This is a genomic window from Micromonospora sp. MA102 (assembly GCF_025460765.1).
Classification (GTDB): domain Bacteria; phylum Actinomycetota; class Actinomycetes; order Mycobacteriales; family Micromonosporaceae; genus Micromonospora; species Micromonospora halotolerans.
The window spans coordinates 376,538-393,561 of sequence record NZ_JAMWEG010000003.1 but is presented as its reverse complement, the minus strand read 5'-3'; the positions used below and the strand labels follow the sequence as shown (position 1 = coordinate 393,561).

The following is a 17,024-nucleotide window of genomic DNA, read 5'->3' as shown; positions in this document are numbered from 1 at the left end:
GAACGGCCCTTAACGTGCGTTAGTTCCTGTCCACCCATCGTGGAGGCTCCATGCGCCCGCGCCGCACCTTAGCCGCGCTCGCGACCACCGCCGCCGTCTCCGTCACGGCCATCGGGATCGCACCCCCCGCGGCCAGCGCCGCGCCCACCGACCTGTTCATCTCCGAGTACGTCGAGGGCCTGTCCAACAACAAGGCCGTCGAGCTCTACAACGGCACCGGCGCGCCGATCGACCTGGCCGCCGCCGGCTACCAGCTCCAGCTGTTCTTCAACGGCGCCACCACGTCGACCAACGTGCCGCTGACCGGCACGGTCGCCGCCGGTGACGTCTTCGTCTTCGCCGCCTCGACGGCCGCGCCGGCGATCCTCGCCCAGGCCGACCAGACCTACGGCGGCTCGCTCTACAACGGCGACGACGCGATCGTGCTGCGCAGGGGCACGACGGTGGTCGACTCGATCGGCCAGGTCGGCGTCGACCCGGGCAGCGAGTGGGGCACCGGGCTCACCAGCACCGCCGACAACACGCTGCGCCGGCTCCCCTCGGTGAGCGCCGGCGACACCGACCCGTCGAACGCGTTCGACCCGGCCGTGCAGTGGGAGGGCTTCGCCACCGACACCTTCGACGGGTTGGGCAGCCACCACACCGACGACGGCGGCCCGGTCGACCAGGCGCCGACGCTGACCTGCGGCGGCACGCTGACCGTCGAGGCGGGCGCCACGGCGACCCGCCAGGTCACCGCCACCGACGCCGACGACACCGTCACCGACCTCGCGGTCACCGCGGTCGACCCGGCGCCGGCGAGCGGCTCGATCAGCCGTACCGCGTTCACGCCGGCCGCCGCGGCCGGCGGCACGGCCACCGCCACGCTGACCGCCACCGGCCTGCCGGCCGGCGCCTACTCGGTCACCGTGACCTCGACGGACGCCGAGGGCGGCACCGCCACCTGCACGCTGACCGTGCAGGCCACCGCCGTGCTGTCGGTCGGCGAGGTGCAGGGCCCCACCGGTGACGACGAGGACGGCCGCACCGACCGGTCGCCGCTCGCCCCGGCCAGCGGCAACGGCACCAGCTCCCTGCTGTACGACGTCCGCGGCGTCATCACCCAGAAGTCGCTGACCCGCACCTCCGCCGGGGCCGACCAGTGGGGCTTCTACCTGCAGAGCCGCACCGGCACCGAGGACGGGGACGCGCTCACCTCGGACGGCATCTTCGTCTTCATGGGCTCGTTCACCACGCTGATCGGCGGCTACGCCCCGACCGTCGGCGACGAGGTGGTGCTGCGCGGCCGGGTTTCGGAGTACTTCAACCAGACCCAGCTCTCCAGCGCCTCCCTGGTGCGCAAGCTCGACTCCGGCCTCGACGTGGACACCGCCGTCCGGGTGGACGACGCCCGGCCGCCGGCCGACGCGGCCGCCGCCGGGCTGTTCTGGGAGCGGCACGAGGGCGAGCGGATGCGGGTCCGTTCCGGCAGCGGGGTTTCCGCCCCGCGCCACATCTTCGCGTCCAGCCTGGACTCCGAGATCTACGTGCTGGACCGCGAGGACCCGATCATGAAGCGGTCCGACCCGTACGCCCGCCGGGTGTTCCGGGACGCGCACCCGCTCGACGACATCCCGGGCACGCTCTTCGACAACGGCAACAACCAGCGGATCCTGCTGGGCGCCGGCGGCGTGAAGGCGACCGCCGGGGACTCGACGGCGCTGCTACCTGAGGCGCGCACCTACGACACGCTGACCGAGGACGCCTACGGTGCCATCTCGTACGCGTTCAGCAAGTACAGCGTGCAGCCCGAGCAGCTCACGCTGACCGGCGGCGCGGACCCGGCGGAGAACAACCCGCCGCGACCGGCCGACCGGGGCAGCGAGGTCGCGGTCGCCACCTACAACGTCGAGAACCTGTACGACTACCGGGACGATCCGTTCGACGGCTGTGACTTCACCGGCAACCCGGGCTGCACGGGCGTCAACCCGCCGTTCGACTACGTGCCGGCCAGCGAGGCGGCCTACACCGAGAAGCTGGGCGTGCAGGCCCGGCAGATCACCGGCGCCCTGCACAGCCCGGACCTGGTGCTCGTGCAGGAGGCCGAGGACCAGGACATCTGCACGGTGGCCGACGGCAAGCTGGTCTGCGGCGACACGAACAACGCCGATGGCGCGCCGGACACCGTCCAGGAGCTGGCGCTGGCCATCGCGGCCAACGGCGGTCCCGCCTACGCGGCGGCGTACGACCGGACGGGCGCGGACGCCCGGGGCATCGCCTCGGCGTTCCTCTACCGCACCGACCGGCTGACGCTCGACCAGGCGAGCGCAGCCGACCCGCTGCTGGGCTCGGCGCCGACCGTGCAGTACCGCTCGGCGGCCCTGCCGTCGAACGCCGACGTGCAGAACCCGAAGGGGTTCAACGCCGTGCTGCCGGCCGACGTGGACCGCTCGACCGGGGTGGACGGCAACAACGTCTACACCCGGGCCGTCCAGCTGGCCAGGTTCACCGTGGCGGCGGCGCCCGGCTCGGCGGAGCACTTCACGCTCTGGGCGGCCACCAACCACTTCTCGTCCGGACCGGACAGCCGGGTCGGGCAGCGGCGGGAGCAGGCCGCGTACGGCGCGGCGCTGGTGCAGGCCGTCGAGTCGGCCGACCCGAACGCGCGGGTGATCTACGGCGGCGACCTGAACGTCTTCCCGCGCCCGGACGACCCGATCGCCACGGGGGCGAACCCGACGCCGTCGGACCAGCTCGCCCCGCTGTACGAGGCCGGCCTGCACAACCTCTGGGACGACCTGGTGGCGGACGTGCCGGCGGCGGCGTACTCGTACACCTTCGACGGGCAGGCCCAGACGCTGGACAACCTCTTCGTCAACGACCCGCTGCACGAGGATTTGGTCCAGGTCCGCACGGCCCACATCAACGCCGACTACCCCACCGACGCCGAGGGCCTGGGCGACCGGGGTGCCAGCGACCACGACCCGCAGGTGGCCCGGTTCCACTCCCGCGCGTCGCTGCGCGTCTCCGACGCGTCGGTGGCCGAGGGCGACAAGGGCGACAGCACCATGACGTTCACGGTGACCGTCTCCCGCCCGCTCTCCGCGCCGGCCCTGATCTGCGCCACCACCTACGGCATCACGGCGCAGGCCGGGTCGGACTACGACCCGTACGTGGGCTGCAAGACCCTGGCCGCCGGCCAGACGTCGCTGACCTTCCCGGTGACCGTCCGCGGTGACCGGAAGCGCGAGGCGGACGAGCAGCTCAAGCTGTACGTGGCGGGCGTGCCGGGCCTCCGGCTCGCCGACGTGACCGGCGTCGGCACCATCCGCGACGACGACTGACGGTCGTACCGCTGAGCGGCCCGTCGTCCGGCTCACCAGCCGGGCGGCGGGCCGTTGCGATATCCGCACCGCTGCGGGTCGCGCGGCGGCGGTACACCCCGGTACTTGGCCACGCGCACTTCCCACTGACTGCGCCGGCGGAGGGCGTCGCGGTATGCCCGGTCCCGGTAGAAGGTCTCCGGCGGGCGAGCCAGCCCGTAGAGGTCGGCCCACCACTCCCCCGGCTCCGGGTCGGCGATCACATCCAGGTGGGACGGATATCGACGGTCGGCGCCGTCTCGCAGGTCGTCGCGGTCCCGCATCGGCGCAAGCACCCGGCCGAACTCGTCGACCACGGCGAGACGGAACCCGGCCACGCCGATGATCCGACGCAGCATGGCGATGCTCGGGGTCAGCGTGCCGGCCTCGATCCGCCCGATGGTCGATGGATGGACCCGGGCAACGCGTCCGAGCTCCCGCTGGCTGACGTCGGCCCGACGGCGGATCGCCCGAACGATGCCCGGGGCGGGCCACGGGATGTCGAAGGGGTCGGTGAGCATCGTGGGCGGCTCGGCAGGGGTGGGGGCGCTCATGCGGCCACACTCTCCGCATGCCCCGAAGGCGGCAACCCCGACCGGTCCGGCTGTGGACAACCCCGGTGGCTGTGGACAGGCCGCGTGACGCCGGCGATCCGTCCCCATCCCTGTCCCGTGGCCGGGAAACGCTGGTGAACGCAATGAAGGCCGAGCGTCGGCCCGCGTGAGACGCGCTCGGTACCTGTGCGGGCAATTCACGCTGCCGAAGGCCGCAATCCGGACGAGTAGCGGCGCGCGTTCGCCGTCGTGGTCCACCCTCTCCCCGGCTTTGCTCTGCAGCCACATGAGCAGCGAACACGGAGGGTTGCCGCTGCGCCGATGGCTGCAGAGCAAAGCGGGCGGGGGTGAGGGTCGGGGGGCCCGGATCCACGGAACGCACAGCGACACGGCATGGCCGCCTGTCCCGCGCCCCGCCGCGCCGACGGGCTCCGACGCGAGTACTGGCCATTCCATCCGCCATGATCCGGGAACGAAATCCACCCTCGGAGCGTGTACCGGGCATGGGAAGCCACCCCTCGGCGCCGGCTGGTCCGCCGGACGTGTTGCCGCGCCACCGCGACACGCCCTCGCACCTCCCGTTCGAGCAGTTCTATCGAGACCACGTGGACCGGATCCACCGCGCGCTCGCGCTGTCCGTCGGGGACACCGCGGTGGCCCGGGAGGCGACCGATGAGGCGATGGCCCGGGCGTACGCCCGGTGGGACCGGGTGCGCCGGCTGGACAACCCGGGTGGCTGGGTCTTCCGGGTCGGGCTGAACTGGGCCACCTCCTGGTGGCGGAAGGTGCGCCGGGAACGGCCGCCCGCCGAGGACCGGCATCCGGCGGCCGCCGCCCCGGACCCCGCCGGGCTGGCCGCCCGGTCGGCCCTGGAACTGCTGCCCCTGAGCCGGCGCACCGTGATCGTCTGCCGCGTGCTGCTGGATCTCTCCACCGCCGAGACCGCCGCCGTGCTGGATCTGACCGAGGGCACCGTCCGCAGCCGCCTCTCCCGAGGGCTGGCCGAGCTGCGCGCCGCGCTGGCCGAGGAGGAGTGACCGTGGACGCCGTACCCGAGGACCTGGCCGAGCTGGTCCACCGCGCCGCTCGCGCCACCGGACCGCACCCGGCGGACCTGGCGACCATTCGCCGTCGAGCCCGAGTCCGGCGTCGCCGGCGGAGCCTGACCGGCGTGGCCGGTCTGGTGGCGCTGATCGCCCTGACCGGGGGCGCCGCGCCGCTGCTGGTCCGCGAGCACCGGCCGGCCCCACCGGTGGCCGCGCCGTCGACGTCACCGGCCGCTCCCGACCGGACGCCACCGACCGTGGAGCCGGCGCAGCGGCTGATGCTGAGTGGTGAAGGCGGCACGGTGCGACCGCACCGGGCGGGCCCGGAGATCGGTCTGGTCGGCGGCGTCGCGGACGAGTTGCGCGGCGACGGCTCGGTGGTCCGGCACCGGGTGCCCGCCGGTTGGCAGGAGAGCGTCGCGCTGTCCGACGGACGGCTCGTCGGCCTCAAGCTCACCGACCTCATGCCCGGTACGCGACGGAGGGACGGCCCGGACGTGGCCGGCCTCTCGATCCGGCTCATGGTGCTCAGCGCGGACGATCGGGTCGAGATCAGCCGGGAGGTCCGGATCAAGGGACAGGGCCTGAAGCTGGCCGGCGCCGACCTGCGGTACGCCTACCTGGTCCGAGGCGGTGTGGGCCTGGTGGCCCACGAGCTGACCACCGGCCGGGAGAGGACGCTGATTCCCGTGCCGGCCGGCGCCGATGACGAGCTGCCGTTCCGCGCGGCCGACGTGACGGCTGGCCGCGTGGTGTCGGTGACCGGCCCGGCCGACATGACCCGCTGCCAGCTCGACGTGCGTCGACTCGCCGGCGGGAGCCGGCTGTCGCGGCTGACCGTGGCCGGGGAGTGTGCCCCGTCGGTCCGGCTCTCCCCGGACGGCAGCCTCGTCGCGGTCCCCTACCGCCGCCCGAACGGTCGGGACCTCGACTACCGGCTGGCGATCCTGGAGACCGCTACCGGGCAGCTCCGGGCTGACCAGCCGCTCGGAACGGCCAGCCCGACCTACGGCATGACGGGCGGCGGGACCTGGGGTGCCGCCTGGGTCGACGACACCACCGTCCGTGTGGTGTGGGCGCAGCTACCGGACCCACCCCGGAAGGTCTACTCCGTCGCGGAGCTGGCCCGGGTGGTGACGGTCGGAGTTCAGTAGCGCTGGCGGAGGAGCTGGGCCGCCTCGACACCCCAGTAGGTGAGGATGATCTGCGCGCCCGCCCGGCGGATCGAGGTGAGCGTCTCCAGGATCACCCGCTCGCGGTCGATCCAGCCGTTCGCGGCGGCCGCCTCGACCATCGCGTACTCGCCGGAGACCTGATAGGCGGCGACCGGCACGTCGACCGCGGCCCGGACCGCCGTCACCACGTCGAGGTAGGGCAGGGCCGGCTTGACCATGACCATGTCGGCGCCCTCGGCGACGTCCAGCTCGACCTCGCGCAGCGACTCCCGCAGGTTCGCCGGGTCCTGCTGGTAGGTGCGCCGGTCGCCGTCGAGCGCCGACTCGACGGCGTCCCGGAAGGGGCCGAAGAAGGCCGAGGCGTACTTGACGGCGTACGCGAGCACCGAGACGTCCTGGTGCCCGGCGGCGTCCAGGGCCCGGCGGACCACGCCGACCTGGCCGTCCATCATCCCGGACGGCCCGACCACGTGGACCCCGGCGTCGGCCTGGGCGACCGCCATGCGGGCGTAGGCCGCGAGGGTGGCGTCGTTGTCCACGTCACCGTCGGGGGTGAGCACGCCGCAGTGCCCGTGCGAGGTGAACTCGTCCAGGCAGAGGTCGCTCATCACCACGGTGGAGTCGCCGACCTCGGCGATCACGTCCCGGATGGCCACATTGAGGATGCCGTCCGGGTCGATGCCGCCCGACCCGGTCTCGTCCCGCGTCGCCGGCACCCCGAAGAGCATGATCCCGCCGACCCCGGCCTGGACCGCCTCGACGGCGGCCTTGCGCAGCGAGTCCCGGGAGTGCTGGAGCACCCCCGGGAGCGACGCCACGGCCCGCGGCTCGGTCAGCCCCTCCTTGACGAACATCGGCACGACCAGTTCGGCCGGGTCGACGCGGGTCTCGGAGACCAGCCGCCGCATGGCCGCGGTGCGGCGCAGCCGGCGGGGCCGGATCTCGGGGTACGACATAGGGGGCCTCCTGTCAGCGGAACCTCAGGGCGGTCGGGCCCTGCACCTTCGAGCCGCGGCGCTGCTTGGCCGGCATGGCGGCGAGCTTCTCGCGCAGCTCGACGGCGTAGGCGGCGAGCGCCTCCACCAGGTCGGGCACCGAGGCGTGCGGCGGCTGCACGTCGACCCGCAGGCCGAACTCCGTGGCGGTCTCCGCCGTCTTGGGCCCGATAACCGCAACAACCGTACGCGCGTGCGGCTTCCCGGCGATGCCGACCAGGTTCCGGACGGTCGAGGAGGAGGTGAAGAGCACCGCGTCGAACCCGCCCGACTTGATGGCGTCGCGGATCTCGGCGGGCGGCGGCGCGGCCCGGACGGTCCGGTACGCGGTCACGTCGTCGACCTCCCAGCCCCGCTCGGTGAGCCCGGCGGCCAGGGTCTCGGTGGCGATGTCGGCGCGCGGCAGCAGCACCCGGCCGACCGGGTCGAGGATCTCGTCGTGCGGCGAGAACTCGGCCAGCAGGCCCTCGGAGGACTGCTCCCCGGAGGGGATCAGCTCCGGCTGGATGCCGAAGGCGCGGACCGCCTCGGCGGTGGCCTCGCCGATGCAGGCGATCTTGACGCCGCCGAAGTGGCGGGCGTCCAGCCCGTGCTCGGCGAACTTCTCCCAGACCGCCCGGACCGCGTTGACCGAGGTGAAGATCACCCAGGCGTACCGGCCGTCGACCAGGCCCTTGACCGCCCGCTCCATCTGGGCCGGGGTGCGCGGCGGCTCGACCGCGATGGTCGGCACCTCGCACGGGATGGCCCCGTACGCGCGCAGCCGCGCGCTCATGGCGCCGGCCTGCTCCTTGGTGCGGGGGACGAGCACCTTCCAGCCGTACAGCGGCCGGTTCTCCCACCAGCTCAGCTTGTCGCGCTCGGAGACGCCCGCGCCGACGGTGAGCACGACCCGGCCGGTGAAGCCGAGCGCCGCCGCCACGAAGGAGTCCACGGTCGACGTGGTGGTGTACTGCGTCTCGCCGGTGCCGTCGCCGGTCACCGCGACGGGGGTGGCCCCGTCCACCCCGGCGGCCAGCAGGCCGTCCCGGATGGCGGCCAGGTCACCGGCGTCCACGGCCACGGCCAGGGAGCCCCGGCCCACGGCGGCGGCCAGCGCGTCGAAGTCCAGCGTGGTGACGTCCTCGACGTCGGCGGCGGTACGCACACCGGGCAGCGGCACCCCGGCGTAAGTGGCCACACCCTCGGCCTGGCCGACGCCCGGCACCACCTCGAAGTGCGCGGCGGTACGCGCCACCGCCTGCACCTCCTTGACCACCGAGTCGTGGCCGAACGGGTCACCGGCGACCAGGTGCACGGCGTTCTGGCCGGACCGGGCCGCGGAGATCAGCACCTTCGCCACGTCCCCCGGCACGCCCTCGGCGGGGCTGAACTCGGCGTCGGACCTGGCCTGGGCGCGGACGTGTTCGAGCAGCGACTCGGGGACTCCCCGGTCGTACACCACCTGGTCGGCGTCGACCAGGGCGTCCAGCGCCCGGCGGGTCAGCAGGCCCGGGTCGCCGGGACCGGCCCCGACGAACGCGATCCGGCCTACGGGCTTACGGGTGCGGGTCATTCTGTGCTCCCAAATTGCTGGGTCCCCGGGCCGGTGTGTCCTTCTTGGCCGAGGATCGAGTCGGCGCCGAGTTCGAGGAGTTCGGCGGCAAGTGCCTTGCCGATCTCCGCCGCGTCGGCGGGCGTTCCGGTGCGGGACAGCCGGAGGTCACGGGTGCCGTCCGGGCTGATCACCGCCCCGCGCAGGTAGATCTCCTCACCGGCGTCACCCTCGGCGAGTTCGCCATAGGCGGCGACGGGTGCGCTGCACCCGGCCTCCAGGGTGGCCAGCAGTGCCCGCTCCGCGACGACCGCGGCGCGGGACGGTGCGTGGTCGAGCACGCCGAGCAGCTCGACCAGGTCATGGTCGTCGATCCTGCACTCCACGGCCAGCGCGCCCTGTGCGGGCGCGGGCAGCATCAGCATCGGATCGAGGGTCTCGGTGATGGCATCGGTCCGGCCGATGCGGGCGAGCCCCGCCCGGGCCAGCACGACGGCGTCGAGGTCGGCGTCGGGGCCGAGCACCCGGCCGAGGCGGGTGTCGATGTTGCCCCGGATCGGGGTGACCTCCAGTTGCAGGCCGAGGGCGTGCAGCTGGGCGATGCGGCGCAGCGCGCCGGTGCCGACCCGGGCGCCGGGCGGCAGCTCGGCGAGGGTGCGGCCGTCCCGGGCGATCAGCGCGTCCCGCGGGTCCTGGCGCAGCGGCACGGCGGCGATGTGCAGGCCGGGCGCCCCCGCGGTGGGCAGGTCCTTGTACGAGTGGACGGCGAAGTCGATCTCCCGGGCGGTCAGCGCGTCCCGCAGCGCGGAGACGAAGACGCCGACGCCGAGCCGGTGCACCGGGGCCGTGGAGCGGTCGCCGGCGGTCACCACCTCGACCAGCTCGACCGGGCGGCCGGTGGCCGCGGTGAGCGCCTCGGCGACGTGGCCGGACTGGGCCATCGCCAGGGCGCTGCCCCGGGTGCCGAGGCGCAGGGGGGCGGTCATCGCGCACCTCCGGTGGGCGGGGTGGTGTCGGCCGGCAGGACGATCTCCGCCTCCACCACGTCGGGAACGATGTCGACCGGGGAGGTCTGCGGCACCTCGAGGTCGAACAGCTCGCGCAGCAGTGCGGCGTACTGGTCGCCGCCGGGCTCGGCCGCGAGCTGGCGGACCCGGACGGTGGGCTGGTGCAGCAGCCGCTGCACCACCCGGTGCACGGTGCGGGCGACCTCGGCGCGCTGGTCGTCGGTGAAGTCCGGGCGGCGCTGGGCCAGCCGGCGCAGCTCGGCGGTGACCACGTCGTCGGCGCGCCCGCGCAGGGCCGCCACGGTGGGGGCGACGTCGGCGCCGCGCACCCAGCTCAGGAACGCCTCGACCTCGCCGGCCACGATGCGGGCCACCTCGGCGGCGTCGGCGGCGGCCGGGCCGTCGGCGAGGATCCCCGCCATCCGGTCGATGTCGATCACCTCGACGCCGGGCAGCGCGGCGACGCCCTCCTCGACGTCGCGCGGGACGGCCAGGTCGAGCAGGACCAGCGGGCCGCGGGCGGCGTCCCGGCGGGCCAGCGCCCGGCTCACCACGTCGCGGGTGAGGACCGGCTCGGTGGCCGCGGTGGCGGCCACCACGATGTCCACCGTGGTGAGCGCGTCGACCAGCTCGGCCATCGGCACGGCGGTCGCGCCGTACGACTCGGCCAGCCGGACGGCCCGCGCGGCGCCGCGGTTGGTGACGGTGAGCGGGCCGGCGCCCTGCCGGGAGAGGGTGGCCACGCCCAGCGACCCCATCGCCCCGGCGCCGATCACCATGGCGGGCCGGCCGGTCAGGTCACCGTCGAGCAGGTCGGCCGCCAGGTCGAGGGCGGCGGTGACCACGCTCTGCCCGGCCCGGTCGATGTTGGTCTCGGCGTGCGCGCGCTTGCCCACGCGCAGCGCCTGCTGCATGAGTTCGTGCAGGAGCCGGCCGGCGGAGTCGGCGCCGCTGGCCGAGTGGTAGGCGTCGCGGAGCTGGCCGAGGATCTGCGCCTCGCCGACCACCATCGAGTCCAGCCCGCTGGCCACCCGGAACACGTGGTCCACGGCGGCGGCGTCGTAGTGCACGTAGAGGTGGGCGGCGAGCGCCGCCGGCGGCGCGCCGGCCTGCTCGGCCAGCACCGCGCAGATGTCGCCGAGGCCGCCGTGGAAGCCGGTGACGGCCGCGTACACCTCGACGCGGTTGCAGGTGGAGACGAGCACGGCCTCGGCGACGTACGGCTGGGCGACGAGGCGGTCCAGGGTGCGGGTGAGGTCCGCGGGCGGGACCGCCAGCTGCTCCAGCGTGGCGACCGGTGCGGTGCGGTAGGACGCGCCGACGACGAGCAGTTTCACGTGCCGATCGCCTCCTGGGTGTCGGTGGCCGCGAGCCCGCCGGGGAGTGCGGTCAGCGACGCCTTGCGGTGTTCGTGGAAGGACAGGATCTGCAGCTCGATGGCGAGGTCGACCTTGCGCACGTCGACCCCTTCCGGAACCGAGAGTACGCAGGGTGCGAAGTTGAGGATGCTCGTCACGCCGACCGCGACGAGCTGATCGGCGACCGCCTGCGCGGCCGGCGCCGGGGTGGCGATCACGCCGATCGAGATCGACTCCTCGACGGCGACCCGGGCCAGCTCGTCGACGTGCCGGACGACCAGCCCGTTGATCTCCTCACCGACCCGGGAGGGGTCGGCGTCGAAGAGCGCGGCGATCCGGAAGCCGCGACTGGCGAAGCCGTCGTAGCCGGCCAGGGCGTGACCGAGGTTACCCACGCCGACCAGCGCGACCGAGCGGCACTGGGTGAGCCCGAGCACCGACTCGATCTGGTCGATCAGCAGCGTGACGTCGTAGCCGACGCCCCGGGTGCCGTACGAGCCGAGGTGGGAGAGGTCCTTGCGGAGCTTCGCCGAGTTGACCCCGGCGGCGTTGGCCAGCCCCTCGCTGGAGACCGTCTCGTGGCCGGTGTCGGCGAGCGCGTGCAGCGCGCGAAGGTATTCCGGGAGCCGCGCGACGGTCGCCTCCGGGAGGTCCGGGAGCGCCGGTACGGCACCGGCGCGGCCGGGCGCGCCTGGGTGACGGTGCTGACTCATGAGACTCCGTGCGGTGCGATCCTCGACCAGCGACGGTGGCAGGTCGTTCCGGGACTCCCGCTTGCGACCGATGTTGCCGGCTGTGCTAGCAGGGCGCGTCGGAACTACAGAGTAGGCGCTTGTGAAGAGGTGCACAAATCGCGATCTTGCTAGCTCGCGACGCGCCTCCACCTGCCACTCCATTCCTGCAAGATCGATAGACCGAGCTCCCTCGGCACCGCGTGGCGATTATTGCTCAATCCCGACTTCTCTGACCAATCGCGCGCGCCTAGTAGCGCTGTGTCACCGTCGGGGAGAGGCGCGTCTCACGTCCGGAGAGCCCGGCGTCGGCGACGGAGGTAGGGAGAACCCCACCCCGGAGAGGCCCGCGCACGGGATGGGTCGGGCCGTCCCGGGCCCATAGCCTCGGAGCATGACCGCCGTACCGCTGGCCACCGCGCCCACCCCCACCACACCCGTCCGGGGCCTCCTCCGCCAACTCGCGCGCGACTCCGGCTACGTGCTCTTCAGCCTCCCGCTGGCGCTCGTCGGCTTCGTGCTCGCCGTGGCGGGGATCGCGCTCACCGCCGGGCTGCTGGTGACCACGCTCGGCCTGCCGGTCCTCGCCGGCACGCTGTACGTGGCCCGGGGGCTGGCCGACCTGGAGCGGCTGCGCCTGCCCGCCGTGCTGCGCCAGCCCCGGGTCCGCCCGGTCTACCTGGCGCCCGAGCGGGGGGCGGGCTTCTGGCGGCGGGTCCTCACCCCGATGCGCGACCCGCAGTCCTGGCTCGACCTGCTGCACGCCCTCATCCGGCTGTTGGTGACCCTGCCCACCTTCGTGGTGGTGGTGGTCTGGTGGGCGCTGGCGATCACCGGCACGCTCTACGGCGCGTACGACTGGGCCATCCCGCGGGGTCCCGGCGACCAGGACCTGAGCCAGCTGCTCGGGATGGGCGACGGTGCCGGGGCGCGGATCGCCCTGAACAGCGCCATCGGGCTGTTCGCCCTGCTCACCCTGCCCCTGGTGGCCCGGGCCTGCGCCCGGATCCAGGCCGCCCTGGCCTACTCGCTGCTGACCGGTGTCGCCGAGATGCGGCAGCGGATCACCACGCTGGAGGAGCAGAAGCGGGCCGCCGCGTCCGCCGAGGCGTCCGCCCTGCGCCGGCTGGAGCGGGACATCCACGACGGCCCGCAGCAGCGCCTCGTCCGCCTCGCCATGGACCTCAGCCGGGCCCGCCAGCAGCTCGCCGCCGACCCCGAGGCGGCCCGGCGGACCCTCGACGAGGCGGTCACCCAGACCCGGGACACCCTCGACGAGCTGCGCGCCCTGTCCCGGGGCATCGCCCCGCCGATCCTGGTCGACCGGGGCCTGCCCAGCGCGCTGGCCGCGCTCGCCGCCCGCGCCCTGGTCCCCACCGAGCTGGTGGTCGACGACGAGCTGGGCACCGCCGCCGGTCGGCTCGACCCGGCGCTGGAGAGCACCGCCTACTTCGTGGTGGCCGAGGCGCTGACCAACGTCGCGAAGCACAGCCGGGCGGACGCCTGCCGGGTCGAGGTGATCCGGAAGGTCGGCCGGCTGGAGATCACCGTGGCCGACGACGGGATCGGCGGCGCCCACCTGGCCAAGGGGCACGGGCTGAGCGGCATCGCCGACCGGGTCCGGGCCGCCGGTGGGACGCTCGAGGTGGCCAGCCCGACCGGCGGGCCGACCCGGATCCACGCGGAACTCCCCCGGTGACCTCCGACGCCCACAATCCGGCCTCCGCGCCGCCGGACGGCGCTCCGGACGGCGCTCCGGACGGGACGAAGGCCGCACTGTGGGTCCTGGACGTGGTAGACACCGGACCCATGCGGGTGGTGATCGCGGACGACGCCGTACTGCTCCGGGAGGGGCTGGTCCGGCTGCTGACCGAGTCGGGACATGAGGTGGTGGCCGCCGTCGGCGACGGGGACGCCCTGGTCGAGGCCGTGGTGGCGCACCGGCCGGACGTCTCGGTGGTGGACGTGCGGATGCCGCCGTCGCACACCGACGAGGGGCTGCGGGCGGCCGTGGAGGCGCGCCGGCGGGTGCCGCGTACGCCGGTCCTGGTGCTCTCCCAGTACGTCGAGGTGTCGTACGCCGACGACCTGCTCGCCACGACCGGCGGCGGTTCCGGCGGTGGCGGGATCGGCTATCTGCTCAAGGACCGGGTGGCCGCCATCGACGAGTTCCTGGACGCGCTGGCCCGGGTGGCCGCCGGCGGCACCGTGCTGGACCCGGAGGTGATCAGCCAGCTCCTGGTCCGGCGCCGCCGCAACGACCCGCTGGCCGAGCTGACCCCCCGGGAACGCGAGGTGCTCGCTCTGATGGCCGAGGGCCGCTCGAACACGGCCATCGCCCGCGCCCTGGTGGTCAGCGACGGCGCCGTGGAGAAGCACGTCCGCAACATCTTCACCAAGCTGGACCTGCCCCCGGACGCCACCAACCACCACCGCCGGGTCCTCGCGGTCCTCACCCACCTCCGCGCCTGAGGCGCGCGCGGGTCAGCACACCTGGGCGAGGGTGACCGCCTCGGTGAGGGTGTCGGCCACCGGGTGCCCGGATGTGCGCAGGCGGGCCGGGTCGGACAGGCCGCCCGTGTAGAGGACGCAGCGCGCGCCGACGGAGAGCGCGGCGTCGGCGTCGTCCAGCGAGTCGCCGATGAGCACCACGTGCCGGCCGTCGAGGCCCAGCTCGGCGAGGTGCTTCTCGAGCCATTCCGCCTTCGGGCCGCCGCCGACGGCGGCGCGCAGCCCGTCCACCCGGGCGAAGTGCGGGGTCAGCCCGTACGTGTGCACGGTGGGGACCAGCTCGTCGTGGAACCACATGGACAGCAGCGACTGGCTGCCCGGCCAGGCGGCGATGGCGGCGGTGGCGTCGGCGGCCAGCGCGCAGCTCGTCAACCCGGTCCGGTACGCCTCGTGGAAGATCCGGTCGAGCCGGCCGAACGCCTCGTCGTCGATGGCCTGGCCGAGCATCTCGGCGTAGTAGTCGGCGATCGGGCGGCGGAACCGCACCCGGTGCTCGTCGGCGGTGACCGCCGGGCCGCCGGCGCTGGCGAAGGCGACGTTGGTGGCGCGTACCACCAGGTCGAGGTCGTCGAGGAGGGTCCCGTTCCAGTCCCACACCAGGTGGCGGCGCGCAGCGGTCATCAGTGCACTGTAAGGGGGCGTTCAGAGCTGCGGGGTGGTCAGGTCCCGCAGCAGCCGCTCCTCCTCGACCCGCCAGTAGCCGTGCTCCTTGCCGTCGAGCAGCACCACCGGCAGCCGGTCGCCGTAGTCGCGCTCCAGTTCGAGGTCGCCCGTCACGTCCTTCTCGACCCAGCGGTCCCCGGTGACCGCCACCACCCGGTCGAGCGCCGCCTTCGCGTCCTCGCAGAGGTGGCAGCCGGGCCGGGTGATGAGGGTGAGCCGGGCGTCACTGGACATCGGAAACCTCCGTGCGGATCTGGGTCGGCGGCGCGGGCGCGGGCACCCGGTGCGCCACCGGGCGGAGCTCGGTCTTGCGTACCTTGCCGATCGCCGAGTGGGGCAGGTCGTCGACGAACTCGACGGCGGTCGGGCACTTGAACCGGGCCAGGTTACGCGCGCAGTGCCCGAGCAGCTCCTCCGCCGTCACCGCCGAGCCGGCCGCCCGCACCACGTACGCCCCGACAGTCTCGCCGGTCCGCGGGTGCGGCACCCCCAGGACGGCCGACTCGGCCACCCCGGGATGCGCCTGGAGCACCTGCTCCACCTCGTGCGGGTAGACGTTGAAGCCGTTGACGAGGATCAGCTCACCGAGCCGGTCGACCAGGAACAGGTCGCCGTCGCCGTCGGCGTAGGCGACGTCGCCGGTGGGCCACCAGCCGTCCGGGTCCGGGCCACCCCGCCCGTCCGGCCAGTAACCGTCGAACAGGTTGGCGCCGCGCACCACGATCTGCCCCGGGTCGGTGCCGGTCGGGTCGTCGGAGAGGTCCAGCTCGTCGGCGTCCTCCTCGACCGCGGGTACCCCGTCGCGCCACAGCTCGGCGCCGTCGGCCCCGACCAGGCGCAGCTCGACGCCGGGCAGCGGCCGGCCGATGGAACCCGGCTTCGGCTCGCCGCCGACGAGCGTGGAGGTGAGCACCGGGGCGGTCTCGGTGAGCCCGTACCCGACGTGCACCGGGTGCCCGGTCACCTCGGTGAAGCGCGCCCCGACGGCCGGCGGCAGCGGCGCCGCGCCGCACACGGCGACCCGCACCGAGTCCAGCGCCGCGGGCCGGCCGCCCGCCGCGTCGGCCCAGGCCAGGAACATCGACGGTACGCCCACCAGCACGCTGACCCGGTGCCGGGCGATCTCGCCGAGCGCCCCGGTCGGGCCCGGCTCGTCGACCAGCACGCCGGTCGCGCCGTGATGCACGACGGCCCCCAGCCCGGAGTTCAGCCCGTACGCGTGGAAGAGCGGCAGGGCGAGCAGCACGGTGTCACCGGGGCCGACCACCGGCGGGTCGATCCGGTCGACCTGGTCGTGGTTGGCGGCCAGGGCCCGGTGCGACAGCATGGCGCCCTTGGGCCGGCCCTCGGTGCCGGAGGTGTAGAGCAGGACGGCGAGGTCGTCCCCGCCCCGGGCCGGGAACCCGGCCGCCTCGCCACCGTCGGTGACCGGTGGGGTGGTGTGCACGGCGGTGAGCGCGGGCAGGTCGTCGGCGGCCACCCGGTCGGCCACCTCGGCGGCGGCGACCAGCACGGCGGCCCCGGAGTCGGTGAGCACGTGCCGCAGCTCCCGGGCGGTGAAGCCCGGGTTGACCGGCACCGCCACCAGCCCGGCCCGGAGCACGGCCAGGTAGGTGACCACGAAGTCCGGGGTGTTGCCGAAGGCGATCGCGACCCGGGCCGGTGGGCCGTCCGGAGCGGACGGCGGCGCCGCGGCGGCCAGCGCGCGGGCGGTCGCGGTGACCGAGGTGTCCAGGGCCGACCAGGTCAGCGTCCGGTCGCGCCAGTGCAGCGCGGGACGGTCACCGTGGGCGGCGGCCGCCCGGCGGAGCCGGTCGGCAAGGTTCGGCGCGGAGCTGTCGGCTGCGTCCTGCACGGTGGCTGAGTCTGGCACAGCCGCGTCCGCCCGGCCACGCCCGAACGCCGGGGGCGCGCCGCGCGGTGGCGCACCCGCGCGCCGGACACGCCGGCCCGGCGTCCCCTGCACGGGACTGTCCACCCCGGCATGCGGGATTCCCGAATGCGGGACGGTGGCCTCCACCGGACGGCGGACCGGGTCCGCCGGGCAGCCGGAACCGGCCGGGCCGGGCCGGCGCCACGACACGCCGAGGCGCGAGAAAAATGCCTCCG

At 74.4% G+C, this 17,024-nt stretch carries 14 protein-coding genes; 5 read left to right on the top strand and 9 right to left on the bottom strand.

Features of this window, described 5'->3' with window-relative positions; genetic code table 11:
* Nucleotides 1-50: 50 nt before the first annotated feature.
* A complete protein-coding gene (locus tag NFX44_RS08430) occupies nucleotides 51-3,323 on the top strand; it encodes a lamin tail domain-containing protein (RefSeq protein ID WP_262282943.1) in 3,273 nt (1,090 codons plus the stop codon).
* A gap of 32 nt (nucleotides 3,324-3,355) precedes the next feature.
* Here the strand turns inward: NFX44_RS08430 and NFX44_RS08425 are convergent, their stop codons facing one another.
* Entirely contained in the window at nucleotides 3,356-3,895 is a 540-nt protein-coding gene (locus NFX44_RS08425) for a helix-turn-helix transcriptional regulator (RefSeq protein WP_262282942.1), read from the bottom strand.
* Nucleotides 3,896-4,500: 605 nt separating this feature from the next.
* Here NFX44_RS08425 and NFX44_RS08420 point away from each other — a divergent pair.
* A complete protein-coding gene (locus tag NFX44_RS08420) occupies nucleotides 4,501-4,932 on the top strand; it encodes a sigma factor-like helix-turn-helix DNA-binding protein (protein WP_262282941.1) in 432 nt (143 codons plus the stop codon).
* Between the two features lie 2 nt (nucleotides 4,933-4,934).
* Nucleotides 4,935-6,095 carry a hypothetical protein gene (locus tag NFX44_RS08415; RefSeq protein ID WP_262282940.1) on the top strand — a complete coding sequence of 387 codons (1,161 nt, stop codon included), beginning with the start codon at nucleotides 4,935-4,937 and terminating at the stop codon, nucleotides 6,093-6,095.
* On the opposite strand, the gene hemB is transcribed toward NFX44_RS08415, so the two are convergent.
* Genes hemB through NFX44_RS08390 form a run of 5 tightly spaced genes read right to left on the bottom strand, consistent with a single transcriptional unit; the run spans nucleotide 6,089 to nucleotide 11,723 of the window.
* Entirely contained in the window at nucleotides 6,089-7,072 is a 984-nt protein-coding gene (gene hemB, locus NFX44_RS08410) for a porphobilinogen synthase (protein WP_262282939.1), read from the bottom strand. The two genes, NFX44_RS08415 and hemB, sit on opposite strands and share 7 nt — an antisense overlap.
* 13 nt (nucleotides 7,073-7,085) lie before the next feature.
* Entirely contained in the window at nucleotides 7,086-8,666 is a 1,581-nt protein-coding gene (locus NFX44_RS08405; protein WP_262282938.1) for a bifunctional uroporphyrinogen-III C-methyltransferase/uroporphyrinogen-III synthase, read from the bottom strand.
* Nucleotides 8,663-9,631, bottom strand: coding sequence for a hydroxymethylbilane synthase (hemC, locus tag NFX44_RS08400; RefSeq protein ID WP_262282937.1), 969 nt, complete (start codon nucleotides 9,629-9,631; stop codon nucleotides 8,663-8,665). The genes NFX44_RS08405 and hemC overlap by 4 nt, the downstream gene beginning before the upstream one ends.
* Complete coding sequence (locus NFX44_RS08395) at nucleotides 9,628-10,989, bottom strand: glutamyl-tRNA reductase (protein ID WP_262282936.1); 1,362 nt, start codon at nucleotides 10,987-10,989, stop codon at nucleotides 9,628-9,630. The genes hemC and NFX44_RS08395 overlap by 4 nt, the downstream gene beginning before the upstream one ends.
* A complete protein-coding gene (locus NFX44_RS08390; RefSeq protein ID WP_262282935.1) occupies nucleotides 10,986-11,723 on the bottom strand; it encodes a redox-sensing transcriptional repressor Rex in 738 nt (245 codons plus the stop codon). Before NFX44_RS08390 ends, NFX44_RS08395 begins: the two co-directional genes overlap by 4 nt.
* A 412-nt stretch (nucleotides 11,724-12,135) precedes the next feature.
* On the opposite strand from NFX44_RS08390, the gene NFX44_RS08385 reads away from it, so the two are divergent.
* Nucleotides 12,136-13,440: a sensor histidine kinase gene (locus NFX44_RS08385; RefSeq protein ID WP_262282934.1), complete on the top strand. Its 1,305-nt coding sequence runs from the start codon at nucleotides 12,136-12,138 to the stop codon at nucleotides 13,438-13,440.
* A gap of 110 nt (nucleotides 13,441-13,550) precedes the next feature.
* Nucleotides 13,551-14,213: a response regulator transcription factor gene (locus NFX44_RS08380; RefSeq protein WP_262283169.1), complete on the top strand. Its 663-nt coding sequence runs from the start codon at nucleotides 13,551-13,553 to the stop codon at nucleotides 14,211-14,213.
* A gap of 12 nt (nucleotides 14,214-14,225) precedes the next feature.
* Here NFX44_RS08380 and NFX44_RS08375 read toward each other — a convergent pair whose 3' ends face one another.
* The 3 genes from NFX44_RS08375 to NFX44_RS08365 are packed head-to-tail and all read right to left on the bottom strand — an operon-like array spanning nucleotide 14,226 to nucleotide 16,770.
* Nucleotides 14,226-14,873, bottom strand: coding sequence for an HAD family hydrolase (locus NFX44_RS08375; RefSeq protein ID WP_262282933.1), 648 nt, complete (start codon nucleotides 14,871-14,873; stop codon nucleotides 14,226-14,228).
* Nucleotides 14,874-14,894: 21 nt separating this feature from the next.
* Entirely contained in the window at nucleotides 14,895-15,149 is a 255-nt protein-coding gene (locus NFX44_RS08370; protein ID WP_262282932.1) for a glutaredoxin family protein, read from the bottom strand.
* Complete coding sequence (locus NFX44_RS08365; protein ID WP_262282931.1) at nucleotides 15,139-16,770, bottom strand: AMP-binding protein; 1,632 nt, start codon at nucleotides 16,768-16,770, stop codon at nucleotides 15,139-15,141. The genes NFX44_RS08370 and NFX44_RS08365 overlap by 11 nt, the downstream gene beginning before the upstream one ends.
* Nucleotides 16,771-17,024 lie beyond the last annotated feature (254 nt).